We start from the raw sequence: 14,405 nt of genomic DNA on the forward strand, positions 1-14,405 counted from the left end.
TCTGACCGCCTTTTTTATTGCTAATCCCGTATTGATAACTGATACATTGATGAAATAATAAGCAGGCTTATAATGAGCGCCCTCAAAAAGGGAGTCTTGGGCATGTCAGGGAAAGATACGCAGGGCGAGGATATTGCGACTGGGGTGAGCCTGGAGCTACACAGCGCGGCGCGTTTACTGCGGCGCAACTTTGACCGCCGAGCCAGGGGTCATAGTCTCAGCGGCTCCCGTTGGCAGGTGCTGTGGCATCTGGTGCGACAACAGGGGCAGAAGCAGGCAGAATTGGCTGAGTGCCTTGATATGGCGCCGATTAGCCTGGCGCGCCAACTCGACAACCTGCAGCGGGAAGGGCTGGTAGAGCGGCGCCCTGACCCGCAGGACAGACGCTGCTTTCGTATTTACCTGACCGGGCAGGCGGAACCGGCCATGGCTTTGTTGGATGGGCTCGAAAAAGAGACTCGCGCCCAAGCCCTGGATGGTTTTTCCCCGGAGGAAGTAATACAGCTGCAAACGTTGTTGGAGCGATTGCGCAAAAACCTGACACGCGAAGAGATTGAATTTGACTGACAAGCTGAATCTAAACCTGGATCGAACCACACAGCGCAAACTGGGGCTCATACTGGTCCTGGTGCTTGCTGCGCTGGCGGTTGGCTGGAGCCTGTTTGGCAGTGGCGATATCGTCGAGACAGAGAATGCCTATGTGAAGGCGGAAAAAGTCTCCCTGGCACCAGAAGTCAGCGGTGTGGTCACCAAGGTACTGGTGAGTGCCAACCAAGTGGTGAGCAAGGGCCAGCTGTTAATTCAGATCGACCGCACCGCCTTTGAGTTGGCGGTCACCGAGGCAGAAGCCCGTTTGTCACAGGTGCGCAATGACTTGCTGGCCCGCCGTGCCGAATATGCGGAGGCCGATGCCGCCTTACAGCAGGCGCGCAAAGATGCAGATTTTTACCGGCGCCAACTGGAGCGCAATGAAAAGCTAGGCAAAGTGGCTTTTTCTGAAGCGGAGCTGGATAGTGCGCGCCAGCAATTGGAGCGGGCTCGGGCACAGATCACTATCAATGCAGAAAAACTGTCCAGCCTGCGGGCAGAGCTGGGAGGCGATCCTGGTTCTGCTTTGGAAGATCAGGCGGATCTCAAAGTGGCCCAGGCACAGTTGGATAAGGCCAACTATCAACTGTCTCGTACGCGTATTATTGCGCCAGTAGATGGCACCATCGCCAATACCGTGCCCCAGGTTGGGGAGATGGCCACTGCCGGACTTAACTTGCTCAATATGATTGGGTCTAGCGGTCTTTGGGTGGAAGCCAATCTTAAGGAAACTGAGCTAGCCAAGGTACGTACCGGTCAGCAGGCAGAGGTGACCCTCGACGCTTATCCTGATTTCGAATGGCAGGCCCAGGTGGACAGTATGAGCCCGGCTAGTGGTAGCGAGTTTGCCCTGACGCCTCCCCAGAATGCCAGCGGCAATTGGAAGAAAGTAGTACAGAGAGTGCCGGTGCGCTTGCGTCTCTATCCTCTAAAGGATGCGCCGCAGTTACGGGCCGGTATGAGTGCAAAGGTGCGTATCGACACCAGCGAGGATGCCAAGGTGGTTTCGGCCCGAGCCTCAACCGATGAGAGTGGCAGGGTGGTCCTGTAAAAACGAAAAGTTTGCAGGGGAAGGGCTTCCTTGCCAGAACAGATATTAAGAAGGCCCGCGAGATGGGCCTTCTTAATATTTAATTACTGAACTCTGTGCCAGGTCTGGGTGCGGTAGAAGAAACCAAGGTAACCGCGCACCTTCAGGGTATCGTCGTTCTCCAGCCAGAACTTGCAGTCGTATACCTTGCCTGTGACCGGGTCCATAATCTCTCCGCCTTCGTATTTATCACCCTTCTTCGCCATGCCGGTGATCACATCCATGCCAACGAGAGGTTTACCCTTCAGATCACCGGGGCAGTTCTCGCAGACGGTGTCATTGGGTTTCATCAGCAACTGGTCAATTTTCCCGTAGTACTTTCCATCCTTTTCGTAGATTTCCACGATGGACTTGGGCTGGCCGGTTTCATCGTCGACAGTGCGCCACTTGCCTACAACATCTGCGGCACTGGCCTGCAGGGCGAACATCAGGCCGAAAGCGGCCAGGAGCAGGTTTTTGATCATCTGTAGGAGTTCCTCTGTTAAGTGGTGACCCAGATCTTACATGAAGTCATCGTTGGCGGCAGGAGGATAGTCACCATCGGGCAAAAATTAGCCGCATATATCCGGCAGTTAGCCGCATTTAAACGCTTTTTATCTGATTTTCGTACCAGTTTTGCCGCTTTATGAGGAGCAGCTTAGGGGAATACGCTTGCCGGATTCAGGTGGTCTGGCAGACCAGGCCTCATGCTCCGGGTGTTCCTCGAACGGTGATTGCAGCAAATTGCGCAAAGTACGCAGGGGATAATAATCACCTTGTCCGGCTGCCTCGATGACTTTCTGTGCCAAATAGTTACGCAGAATATATTTGGGGTTTACTGCTAACATGGCGCGGTTGCGCGTGCGGGAATTACTATTCTCACGTGACAGGCGTCGATCGTAATGCCCCAGCCATTGATCCAGCGCATCGTGTTTAACTGCTGCGATACATTCACATAACCCAGCTGCTGGGCGTTCACCGCGATAGTGTGCCAATGCGCGGAAGAAACGGGCATAGTCCGCCTCACCCTGTTGTAACAGTTTTAGTAGATCTGCACAGAGTGCTGGATCGCCATCCTCTTCTGTGGTGAGCCCAAGCTTGGCGCGCATACGTGCAGCATAGGTGCGGGTGACCTGGGGCTGAAACTGCTCCAAACAATCACGCAATGTTTCCACGTCAACAAATCCGGACAGGGCGTGGGCGAGAGCGTTTAAATTCCACAATACGACACCCGGCTGCTGTTCGAAGGCGTAGCGGCCTGTGTGATCTGAGTGATTACAAATAAACGTGGGGTCGTAGTCGTCAAGGAAGGCATAGGGGCCGAAATCAAAGGTATCGCCGATAATCGACATATTGTCGGTATTGAGCACTCCGTGGGCAAAGCCCTCTGCCTGCCAACCAGCTACCAGTTCGGCGCTGCGCATAGTGGTAAATCGCAGCATCGCCTCAGCCTGCTCGCGGACACCGAGCCCTTGTGAATTTGGCACAAAGCGCTGGCAGATTTCACTGATGAGCTGTTGCAGGGCTTGTAGTTGTTTAGTGTAAAACAGGTATTCGAAGTGGCCGAAGCGCACGTGGCTCTCGGCCACTCGGATCAGCATGGCGCCATTTTCAATCTGTTCACGGGTTACCGGTTCGTCGCTGCCAACAATACATAGTGCACGGGTGGATCGAATACCCAGGCCGCTTAAGGCCTCACCGGCGAGGTACTCGCGAATAGTGGAGCGCAATACCGCGCGGCCATCGCCAAAACGGGAGTAGGGGGTTTTGCCGGCACCTTTAAGGTGCAGCTCCCAACACCGTCCGGCATTTTCGATTTCTCCCAGCAGCAATGCGCGGCCGTCACCCAGGTCCGGGTTGTAGACCCCAAACTGATGACCTGTGTACTTCATGGCAAAGGGGCGGCTGCCATGAAATAGTTTGGCGCCACAGCCCAGTTGCGCCCATGCGGCATTTTCTATCTCAGATGCATCGATACCGAGTAGCTGCATGACTTTTGGATTGGTGTCGATCAACTGGGGGTGATCGAAGGGGGTGGGATCTATTCGCGTGCCGAAGGCGTCGCCCAGATCTGCATAGTGGTGGCTGAGGGTAACTTCGCTGAGCTTCATAGATTCTGGGCTTAGGATAAAAATTGATATTAACGGGCATGTTACCGGTATCGATAACAATTCACAGTGGTGTCTATACCGCAAGTAGGCGCAATGGGCGTGTCTGTGATTGCCAATGCTGTTCTTCCTGGTAGAGCAGCTCCTCAATAGCCGGGCTGCTATCCAGCCACTCACGTTCAATTTGCAAGCGGTAGGCATCTCCCTGGTCGGCCAGGTTGATTCCTTGCAATGTGCGTTCGGTGCGATCGCGGTGAATGATACAGCCCAGGCGCAGACACAGAAGCAGGTCGGGGCTGGGGTGGAAGCCGTAGTGTTCTTTGGGGTGCTTTATTCGTCCGCGCTGGTTGCGCACGAGATAGGACAAGTGCTCCTGTTCACCCTTGGAAAACCCGGCCAGATCAGCGTGTTTGATCATAAAAGCGCCGAGCTTGCGAAAGCTGCTGTGCGTCAGGGCCAAACCAACTTCATGGAGTTGTATGGCCCAGCGCAATCGCTGGCGTCCTTCCGGCGGATATCCGGGACGCAGTTGCTGTAATAGCTTAAGGGCAGTATCACTTACGCGGCGAGCCTGGTTGGCATCTATCTGCCAGCGCTGCATTACCCAGGCCACTGTATCCGCGCGCCTGTCCCCTCCATGCAGGCGGCCAGCCAGGTCGTGCACTATGCCTTCGCGTATTGCGTAAGGTGAGACCTCCATGCGCTGGATATCCAGCTCGCAAAAAATAGCGTGCAAAATTGCCAGGCCCGCAGCGAATACAGGGCGGCGCTCCTCATCGAGATAGGGCAAATTCAAATCGGCGATATGCTCGGCTTGGGCCACCTCTTGCGCCAGGCGATCAATATCCTCGCGCCTGATATCCTCTACTTCGCCACCGTTCAGTACTCGAGATACCGCCTTGATGGTACCTGAGCAGCCTACTACTTCAGCTTCGGTGGCCATGTGCTGGAGTTCCTGAAGCTCCGCACGTGCAGCGCGCTGAGCGTGCTTGAAATGATTGATGGTCTGCCTGCTAATAATGCCATCGGCGAAGTAGCGCTTGCTGTAGGAAACACAACCCATGTACAGGCTTTGCAATTGCTCTGGGGACTCACTACCGCGCACCAGTTCGGTGGAGCCGCCACCGATGTCGATTATGCAGCGTAGCCGGGGTGGACCGTCAGCGGCGGCCATTACACCTGAGTAAATCAGGCGAGCCTCTTCAATGCCGCTGATGATTTCCACTGGCACCCCCAGGATGGATTCCGCCTCTTCGAGAAAACCGTCTGCGTTGGCCGCTGCAGCGCGCAGGGTGTTGGTGCCTACCACACGAATATGATCGGTCGGTAGTTTATCCAGTACGGGTTGGAAACGGTTGAGAGCTGCCAATGCACGTTCCGACACCGCTGGATCCAGATTGCGTTCGGCATCCAGTCCCTCAGCCAGGCGCACCATGGCACGGTCTGTATGCAGGCGCACCATGCGCTGACCGCGAAATTCCGCCAATAACAGGTGGAAACTGTTAGAACCCAGGTCGAGCGCTGCGTAGCGTTCACTTGGTGATTGCATCGACATCCTGGCACCCGCGATAATTGAGACGGCAAACTGCTCTACTATTAACTGTATAACCCTGTGCCCACTTAGATTGTTTCAATCTGGCGGGAATACGCCCCTGAAATTGGCGAAAAGCGTGTAAATCCTCTTTTCTGCAGTAGTGCCTCGTTTCCGCTTATTACTGCGCCTTCTTAATTGACTGCTTGGGACACGCTCACTCCAAGCCCTCTGGGATGGGGAAATTCATTTGCGGCTGAGATGTTTGGCAGATTGTCGATGTTTAACGATACGCCCCTATACCCCAAAGAGTTGAGTTGGCTGTCGTTTAATGAGCGGGTGTTGCAGGAAGTGGAAGATGAAACAGTACCCGTTATTGAGAGGGTGCGCTTCCTGGGGATCTTCTCCAATAACCTCGATGAATTCTTCCGGGTTCGTGTAGCGGATGTACGTCGCCTCGCGGCCTTTGCCGTTGGTGAACAACAGAAGAGGCATTTTGCCAAACTATTGGGGCAAATTAATGAGCGAGTGTTACGTCTTCAGCGGCGCTATGCACGTGCTTACGCCAAAGTACTGGCTGATCTCGATAAACATAACATCCATGTGGTTAGGGAGAATAAGCTCAGCGAGCGCCAGCGTAAGTTTGTAGAGGATTACTTTCATCGCGAAGTGTTGCCTGAGCTGGAGCCTTTCTTTATTGATGACCGCGATACTATGCCGCTACTTAATGAGGCGAGTATTTATTTTGCGATTTTCCTCCGCCTAAAAGATGGCAGTCGGCGCTATGCCGCTATGGAAATTCCCACTAATACTCTATCTCGCTTTGTAGTGATTCCACCCCGTGAAGGTAAGCGGGAAAAGGTTTATATCGTTCTGGACAATATTATACGGGCCTGTTTGGTAGAGGTGTTTCGCCAAGTGTTGCCCATTCGCTCGGCGCAGGCATTCATGTTCAAGATCAGTCGCGATGCCGAGCTGGAGCTGGGCGAGCAAATCACCCAGAATCTTGTAGATCGTATAGAAAAATCACTCAAGAGACGTAAACGTGCTGATCCAGTGCGCCTTGCCTATGATGCAGAAATGCCCGAAGTGCTCCTTAATTTGGTGAAAAAAAAATTAAAGATGGGGCGTTACGATACTTATACACCAGGTGGCCGCTACCACAATTCCAAAGACCTGATGAAATTTCCAGCGGACTCTGGGCGTTATACCTACAAGCCGTTGGTGCCACTGCCTACGCTGCCGAGTGATGGGGGTGCTTTTGCACAAATTCGCAGTGCAGACCGACTTTATTATTACCCTTATCATGATTTTCGTGTAATCACCAATTTGCTGGCCTCTGCAGCTATAGATTCCCAGGTGCGGGAAATTCGTATCAATTTATATCGGGTTGCAAAAAACTCACGGGTGGTTGCTGCTTTGATAAATGCAGTGCGCAATAATAAAAAGGTGATTGCAGTAGTTGAGTTGCGTGCGAGATTCGATGAGCTGGCCAATATCCATTGGTCCAAGGAGTTATCCGATGCGGGAGTGGAGGTAATTTATGGCGTTCCCGGATTAAAAGTTCATTGCAAATTAATCTCTATTGTTCGGCGGGAAGAGGGCAAGGATAAATTCTACAGTCATCTGGGAACAGGTAATTTTAATGAGAGTACCGCGCGAATTTATTGTGATTTTAGTTTGTTAACTAATAACCAGGATCTGGGCCTGGATGTTTACAATGTCTTCGAATTTATCCAGCGTACTCGACGTCGCCCGGTATTCCAGCATATCGCGGTTTCCCCACTGACCAACCGCGCAGCCCTGCTGGGGGCAATAGATCGGGAAATCGAAGCTGCACAAAGAGGTGATCAGGCCGAGTTGTTCATAAAATGCAATAACTTGGTGGATAGTCAGATGATAGAGCGGCTTTATAGTGCAAGTGCTGCTGGTGTGCAGGTTAGAATTATTGTGCGGAGTATGTGTTCGTTAGTATGTGAAACTGCGGGACTCTCCAACAATATCCAGGTTATCAGTTTGGTGGATAAGTTCTTGGAGCATGCGCGTGTCTATATATTCCACAACGGTGGTGAGGAGATTATGTGGCTGTCCTCGGCAGATTTGATGACCCGTAACCTGGATCATCGAGTGGAAGTTACTTTTCCCCTGACCAATAGTAAGCATCGTGAGACTGTACGGAAAATACTGGAGCTGCAATGGAGTGACAATCAAAAGGCCCGGGTTATGGATGCAAAGCAAAGTAATACCAGAATTGCCAATAGTGATCGTAAGGGGTGTCGTTCTCAAGATGCTATTTATCGCTACCTTAAAAAGCGCCCACAGTAATCAGCACTCACCTAGTCTCGGCTGAATCCTACCAGCTTCCCACGGCTAAAAGAGAAGCGATAGCGCTGTCCGATCCGAAGCCATTCGTAACAAGGAGATTGAATAATCATCCTCGGGTATTGAGGTGTAACCACCCAGGTATTGAACTCATTTCCCGGCCCGCGACCAATTAGCCAATAATAGTCTCCGCGCTTGCAGAAGGCGCTAGGAGCACAGCGTTCACTGCCCCATACATAGGCTTCCACATCAAATTGCGCCGGAATACTGGTTTTCTCTTGGAATGGTTGGCGTTCATCGCCTGTAAAGGTGTAGAGCGCATCAAAAGCGATTGGGCGAAACCCCCTGGCTGGGGTGGCACAGCTGACCACTTGGGGTTTGCCTGTGATGCGAGCGTGGGGCGGTGGCGCTTTTTCTTTCCCGGCAATGGTCATTTCGCTGGGGAGGTAACCGCAGCCCTTGGCAAATAATAAAGCCAGGGCCACTGGGGTTGTGGCCCATGCAAATATGCGCACTTATCACCTGTTCTAATAGGAAATACCTCCTACCAATATAGTCACAGATTGAGCACTTACTTTTTCCTTGCGATAGCCGGTGCTCGACGGTGGAAGCGCCACTTGCGCCGGTAAGGGAAGGCGCTCTCCACATGTCCAGCGCGAATACGGTCCTGTAGTCGTCTCCAATAGCGGTAATCGTAAAGATCGCTGTGTTGCTTCTCAAAGGCTGCGCGAGCAACAGGGTTGCCAGAGAAAAATAGGCGGAATTCCTCGGGGAAAACATCTGCCTCATCTACCGTATACCAGGGCTTATCCGCCAGCTCCTGCTCTGCGGTCTGTGCTTCGGGGATCTTGCGGAAATTGCACTCTGTCAGAGGGCAAAGCTCATCGTAGTCGTAGAAGACGACACGGCCATGACGGGTGACTCCAAAGTTCTTCAGTAGCATATCGCCGGGAAAAATATTGGCAGCGGCCAGCTGCTTGATTGCATTGCCGTATTCTTCCATAGCCTCTCTTGTTTCCTCTTCATTGGCATTTTGCAGATAGAGGTTAAGGGGCTCCATACGCCGCTCTACATAGAGATGCTTGATGATTACCCACTTGTCATCGATCAGCAGCTTGGAGGGAGCGAGTTTTTGTAGTTCTTCCAGTAATTCATCACTAAAGCGGTTACGGTAGAAAATAAAATTGGTGTACTCCTGGGTGTCAGCCATACGCCCGACCCTGTCTGAGCGGGAAACAAACTTATACTTCTCCTTCACAATTTTCTCGGTGACAGTTTTGGGGCGATCAAAACGGTCCTTGATGACTTTGAATACCACCGGATAAGAGGGTAGCGTAAATACACTCATCACCATGCCCTTGATGCCAGGAGCAATCACAAATTTGTCATTACTCACTTTCATATGGGCGAGAATATGGCGATAAAACTCCGTTTTGCCATGCTTGTGGAAGCCTATGGAGTTATACAGTTCCGATTTTTCCTTTAGAGGCATAATGGTAGAGAGAAAGCGCACGAAGCGGGAAGGAATCGGTGCATCCACCATAAAATAGGAGCGTGTGAAACTGAAGATAATGCTGGCGGAGTCATTGCTGTGCAGCAAGGTGTCTACAAAGATACTGCCCCGACCGTTGTTCAGACAGGGGAGGATCAGGGGGACTACCTCACCATGGAATATCATGCGCCCAACCAGATAGGCGGCCTTATTGCGGTAGAAAACTGACTCCAGCATATCCACGCGCAGCAATTTTTCATTTTCCAGGTCTGCAAGGGGGCGTCCACGTAGCGCCCTACAGATATTTTCAATATCCCGCTGCATATTTTCCCAGGGTGCAGAAAAGCTGAAATCCCTGAGGATATCCTCAATCATGTTTTCCAGGCCGGCGCGCCCGCTATAGCTGATATAGATACTGTAATCCCGCAGCGGCTTGTCTTCCGGGGGGCGGGAAGGTTTAACGAAAATATTGCTATCGTGGATATTGGCGTGTTTAAACTGGCTACAAAACACTGAGTTAAAGAATGTTTCCGCGATTTCGTAATTGCTATGGCTGGCGATTAGTTGTGCGTAAGTTGCGCGTGCATCCCGCCATAGATCCAGTTGGCTGGTGTCTTTGCTAGTGACGGAGTGTACCAGCTTGAGCACCTGATTGACCTTGGTCTTGTATAGATCAATGCGCTCCTTATTGGCCTGGTGTGCGGCTTGCCAGGAGGCGGTCTCAAAGCGCGCCTTGGCGCCCAGGGTGATGTTCTGGTAGTCTGCAAAATACGCATCAAAACCATTCAGGATGGTCTTCGCGATGCGGCGGGCGGTCGGTGAGTGATTGGTCATGCACTAGACTTTTTTACTGAGTTTCAGGTTAAGCTTTTCCACCGCGGAGGCCATTCCCTATGGCATCGGGGATGGCCCGGGCAATATTGCTGTGGTGCTTGCCGGTCTCCCCGCGGCAAGGAATAAGCGGATAGTAGCACGGCACGCCGGAGTACCAATTGAACGATTGGATCAGTAGTTTTGTCTTTTTCTTTGCTGTAATCGACCCGGTGGGTACCCTGCCGGTATTCATTGCAGTGACTTCCCGCCATGCAGAGTGGCAAAAACGTAAAATCGCCTGGCTTTCTGTACTGGTGGCGGCTGGTATTCTGCTGTTCTTCCTGATCGCAGGTCAGTTTCTACTGGAGGCCATTGGGGTGCCTCTATCCGCATTCCAGGTTGCAGGTGGTGTAGTGCTATTTCTATTTGCCCTCACAATGATTTTTGGTGAGGGTAAGCCCGAGCGGGAAAAGGAAATCGTCAAAGAAGGGCATGAGACTGCCATATTTCCGCTGGCAGTGCCGTCCATTGCTTCGCCAGGGGCCATGCTTGCCGCAGTAGTGCTGACTGATAATCACCGCTTTGATTTACTTCACCAATTAAACACCGCATCGGCCATGCTGGCGGTACTCGCTGTAGTCATTGCACTGTTACTGACTGCTAACTGGATTTATCGCTTTATTGGTGATGCTGGTGCCAGTATCGTCAGTCGGGTGATGGGCCTAATTCTCGCCTCTGTGGCCACCACAAGTGTTTTGGTGGGCATCCAGCAATTCTTCTCTATTTAATCGGCATACACTTTCTGAGCACCCCCTGATAGCAGCATTGAGGGGTGCTTTGGCGACCACCGGTTTACTGATTGCCTCTCTGGACTGTATTTGTTGGCTGGGTTTGTCGGCTGTGGTTTTGGATAGATACTTTCAGGAGAGTGCTTTGAGTGGTTGAGGCTGCCAACTAATGATAGCTGCAACTCTCCTGGTTTTTGGCGCTCTACCCTGGTATGTCTGTACTCTGGCCGCCGGTGGCGGGGCCATGTTGCTAGTACCAATGGTAGGTTTTCTCCTGGGTCCTCACTTGGTTGCACCGACTGTCACAATTGGCAGCGTGATGCTGCTCCCTTCAGGACTTTGTTTTTTTGGTCCTATATCAACTGGAAGGTGGCCTGCTGGATCATGCCCGGTAGCATTCTGGGGGCCAAAACTGGGGCCTATATCTGTTCTCAGATGCACCCCTGTGGCTTCAATTTTTGTTGGAGTCTTTCTAATGTCTACTGTTTTTCAATACCGTTTGGGCAAGACAAAGTATTCGTTTCCCATGCGCCTTCCTTACTTTTTTATACTGGGACTTGTTACTGCCTTTTTATCCGGAATCATCGGGGCTATCGGGCCAGTAAAAAATCCATTTTTTTTGAATTATGGTATTGATAAGGAAAATCTGCTTGCCACCAAAGCTTTGAACACTCTGGTGTTACAGGGAACAAAAATACTGACCTGCCTAAGCTTTGAAGTTATTACCAAAGAGTTACTTACCTAGGGTATTGCTATAGGTATTGGGGGGATCATAGGGGTTTACCCAGTAAAACGTCGAATATTGCGTATTAGCACACAGTGTTTTCACTACTATATGTTTGCCCTTATGTTCATCTGTGGTTTGGTGTTGTCATTGAAGGCACTGCCTCAACTGGTTCAGATAAAGCTAATAAACCAAGCAGAAGCGTATATAGATATTTATGGATCTTTCTAGATTTGATATTAGTCGATAGCGAGAAGCTCTGACTGAGAAGGTATTCAATCTGTTCAGGTATTTGCACGATCAAACCCTGTAAAAGTATTGCCTTGGATTTCTTTTATCTTTGTATTCACGGTCCAGCCAATATTATTAAACATAGTGATTTCTTTAGGTCAATTGGATAAAGATTAATTAATGACCATCTACCAATACATACTTGTTATGTAATGTGTTTTTACCGGGGAGTTCAGTGGAGACATGAATGGTATGTTTGCAGGCTAAAATGGAGTTTTTGAGAGAGTAGGAGATAAGCTTGGTCAATTAATTCAAATAAGCTTCAATTTTATTGTTAGCCAGATTTGGTCTTCTCTATGTCGGCTTCTCCTCTTTGTCTGATGATCTCTAGGGCCGTGATTGAGTTTGGCCATTCGTGGGGTACATAAGACGCCATGCCGTTAGGTGATCCGCTTAATTTCCCTGTCACTTTTTGGAATCTAGACTCTCTTTAAGTCCAGATATATATAACTATTACTTTGGATGTCTCATCACCGTTAGGCCCTGAGTGTTTTCTGGCGGATGTTAAATGGTTTTGGTCAGAACTCCGTCATCTTTTGCGATTTCGAAGGTTGTATAGCTCTGGCGTTCCATCGCAGTATTCGTGATGGGGGGAGTTAAAAGTGACAGTAGCTCAGCAGGGAGTGGCCAAAGATACTGAAGCCGGTTGCTGCCGGAACTGAAGATGACTCTCCGCGTGAGAGACTGTGATTTACTGAGCCGGCCGAAGACATTATAAAAGCGGAATTGTATCGCCTACGTGCCAAGAGCATGAAGAAAAGTATAATAAGACAGCGGTTATTGTATCTCCGATGCCCCATAAACTTAAAGTGGTACCTTCGTTCTGCCCGATTGTCGCTAACTCTGATACTTATCAACTGCCTGTTTCTACCCTCAGCCTTGGCCTGGGCCCATGTGCCAATTGAAGTATCACAGTTGGAGGATGGAAGTAAGCTCACAGGATTCCATGAGACTTGGCATGATAAAGGTGGCCACAGTGATATTGCGGATGCTTTACTTGCCTATGAACGTGGAGCATTTACCCCCTTGAGAACTGCGGGCTCAACCGGTATTCAACCCGGTGCTTTCTGGTCGCATTTTGCTTTGCGCAATAGCACAAACCAGCCAGCCAAATTACATATTGAGTATGTGGATCATCAGTTGCTGGGATTACAGGTGTATTCCCGTGCTTTATCCAGTGCCGGACCTTATCGGAAGCTTGCCAACTTATCCATATATGCTCCATTTGACACTCGCCAGGTAGAGCACAATCGATTTGTTTTTGAAATTATTGTGCCAGCCAAGACTACACAGGAATTATTGGTAAAATTTGATTCCGGTGAGCTGGGAGTGGTTTTTCCCAGTATGCGAATTTGGAGCCCCCAAAAGCTGCAACAAAATAGCAAGGGTGAGATTAGTTTAATAGCCTTCCTTTTCGGAGGCTATTTCCTCATGGCCCTATTTGCGTTTGTTGGGGCAATTACGGTTAAAGAAAATATTCTCTACCTTTATTCCCTGTATTGCGCCAGTAAAATTTTGGTGTGGGGCACCGTACTTGGTTATACACATCAATATCTGGTAAGTGGTGGATTTCACTGGGGATATACCACTATTAGCGGAGCTATCGCGATTTTAACAGGCCTAATTTTTGCGCGGATTTTTCTGGAAACCAGGCGCTATACTCCCAGGCTTGATTACTTATTACAGGTAATGATGGCTAACAGTGCTTTCCTGTTAGTTTGTGTATTGCTGGGGTTGAAATCTGCCTCCCAGATTTCCATGACAGTAGCATTGTTATGTTATCCACTTGTGGTGCCAATTGCCTTGGTGCGCTGGCGGCAGGGTAATAGTGCTGCCGCGGTATTTGCAATAGGTTGGGCCACCCTGGTGCTTGGTTTACTGGTGCAGGCTATGCGTGATTTAGGCTTTGTGGTGCATAATCCGGTCAACTATTACTGGCCTCCAGTAGCTTCATTTGTGGAAATGATGGCCATAATGGCTGCGATTGGATTAATGGTGCAGCGTTTACGCACCCAAAAAGACCTGGCAGAAAAAAAATATATGCAACAATTGGAAGTTTCCAAAACAGATCTTGAGCACCTGATACAGCTGCGCACAAGGGAGTTACAAGCAGCAAAAGTGCGGGCGGAAATAGAGGCGCGTACAGATCCGCTCACTGGAATATACAATCGCCGCAGCTTCTTCGAGGAAGCTGCTTTACTTATAAAATTAGCCCAGAGCAAGCAGATTCCCCTGGGTGTGTTGATGCTTGATATTGATCATTTTAAATCCATAAATGATATTCACGGCCACCTAATTGGTGATCAGGCGCTGTGTGCGACAGCACGAGTAATAGCCCAGCATGTGCGTGAGGTGGATGTATTTGGTCGGATTGGTGGTGAGGAATTTGCGCTGTTGGTGAGTGCGGATGTCGCGGGCACAGTTTGTATTGCGCAGAGGGTACATAGAGATATTGCAAAAATTGTTATTAAATCGGCTCAGGGACCTGTAAGTTTTACCGCGAGTATTGGGGTGGCTTGTCTGCAAGGGCATAAGGATATTTTGGAATTGTTACAGCAGGCAGATAGCGCCCTTTACCAAGCGAAGAGAACAGGGCGCAATAGGATATTGGAGTTTTCCACAGCGGGTGCCAGTGCCTGATGCGCTCTAGTTTAATGCTGTTTATATTCATCGTCTTAA

The 14,405-nt window shown here is 50.3% G+C and carries 11 protein-coding genes; 6 read left to right on the forward strand and 5 right to left on the reverse strand.

From position 1 onward, the window contains the following. The first annotated feature begins 102 nt into the window (after positions 1–102). Complete coding sequence (locus ABWV76_RS06995; protein ID WP_157533593.1) at positions 103–567, forward strand: MarR family winged helix-turn-helix transcriptional regulator; 465 nt, start codon at positions 103–105, stop codon at positions 565–567. Continuing rightward, the gene (locus ABWV76_RS07000) at positions 560–1,639 is read left to right on the forward strand and encodes an HlyD family secretion protein (RefSeq protein WP_020414437.1); all 1,080 of its coding nucleotides are present in this window, start codon (positions 560–562) and stop codon (positions 1,637–1,639) included. The genes ABWV76_RS06995 and ABWV76_RS07000 overlap by 8 nt, the downstream gene beginning before the upstream one ends. Before the next feature lie 83 nt (positions 1,640–1,722). Here ABWV76_RS07000 and ABWV76_RS07005 read toward each other — a convergent pair whose 3' ends face one another. From ABWV76_RS07005 to ABWV76_RS07015, 3 genes are all read right to left on the reverse strand, one after another. Further along, positions 1,723–2,142, reverse strand: coding sequence for a DUF2147 domain-containing protein (locus ABWV76_RS07005; RefSeq protein WP_020414438.1), 420 nt, complete (start codon positions 2,140–2,142; stop codon positions 1,723–1,725). Between the two features lie 159 nt (positions 2,143–2,301). Further along, positions 2,302–3,768 (reverse strand): protein adenylyltransferase SelO, encoded by a 1,467-nt coding sequence (locus ABWV76_RS07010; RefSeq protein ID WP_020414439.1) that lies wholly within the window; start codon positions 3,766–3,768, stop codon positions 2,302–2,304. 73 nt (positions 3,769–3,841) lie between these two features. Beyond that, the gene (locus ABWV76_RS07015) at positions 3,842–5,314 is read right to left on the reverse strand and encodes a Ppx/GppA phosphatase family protein (RefSeq protein ID WP_020414440.1); all 1,473 of its coding nucleotides are present in this window, start codon (positions 5,312–5,314) and stop codon (positions 3,842–3,844) included. A 261-nt stretch (positions 5,315–5,575) separates the two neighbouring features. On the opposite strand from ABWV76_RS07015, the gene ppk1 reads away from it, so the two are divergent. Then, the gene (ppk1, locus tag ABWV76_RS07020) at positions 5,576–7,621 is read left to right on the forward strand and encodes a polyphosphate kinase 1 (RefSeq protein WP_353375611.1); all 2,046 of its coding nucleotides are present in this window, start codon (positions 5,576–5,578) and stop codon (positions 7,619–7,621) included. A gap of 11 nt (positions 7,622–7,632) precedes the next feature. Here ppk1 and ABWV76_RS07025 read toward each other — a convergent pair whose 3' ends face one another. Together ABWV76_RS07025 and aceK are read right to left on the reverse strand one after the other, a co-directional pair. Beyond that, a complete protein-coding gene (locus tag ABWV76_RS07025; RefSeq protein ID WP_020414442.1) occupies positions 7,633–8,133 on the reverse strand; it encodes a hypothetical protein in 501 nt (166 codons plus the stop codon). A gap of 56 nt (positions 8,134–8,189) precedes the next feature. Beyond that, the gene (gene aceK / locus ABWV76_RS07030; protein ID WP_353375612.1) at positions 8,190–9,944 is read right to left on the reverse strand and encodes a bifunctional isocitrate dehydrogenase kinase/phosphatase; all 1,755 of its coding nucleotides are present in this window, start codon (positions 9,942–9,944) and stop codon (positions 8,190–8,192) included. Between the two features lie 158 nt (positions 9,945–10,102). On the opposite strand from aceK, the gene ABWV76_RS07035 reads away from it, so the two are divergent. The 3 genes from ABWV76_RS07035 (at position 10,103) to ABWV76_RS07045 (ending at position 14,366) form a co-directional block, all read left to right on the forward strand. Next, positions 10,103–10,711, forward strand: coding sequence for a MarC family protein (locus ABWV76_RS07035; RefSeq protein WP_020414444.1), 609 nt, complete (start codon positions 10,103–10,105; stop codon positions 10,709–10,711). A 169-nt stretch (positions 10,712–10,880) separates the two neighbouring features. Then, a complete protein-coding gene (locus tag ABWV76_RS07040) occupies positions 10,881–11,456 on the forward strand; it encodes a hypothetical protein (RefSeq protein WP_353375613.1) in 576 nt (191 codons plus the stop codon). 1,164 nt (positions 11,457–12,620) lie between these two features. Continuing rightward, positions 12,621–14,366, forward strand: a complete 1,746-nt coding sequence (locus tag ABWV76_RS07045) for a diguanylate cyclase (protein WP_353375614.1) — start codon at positions 12,621–12,623, stop codon at positions 14,364–14,366. Positions 14,367–14,405 lie beyond the last annotated feature (39 nt).

It is taken from the genome of Microbulbifer sp. NBRC 101763 (genome assembly GCF_040371615.1).
Classification (GTDB): domain Bacteria; phylum Pseudomonadota; class Gammaproteobacteria; order Pseudomonadales; family Cellvibrionaceae; genus Microbulbifer; species Microbulbifer variabilis.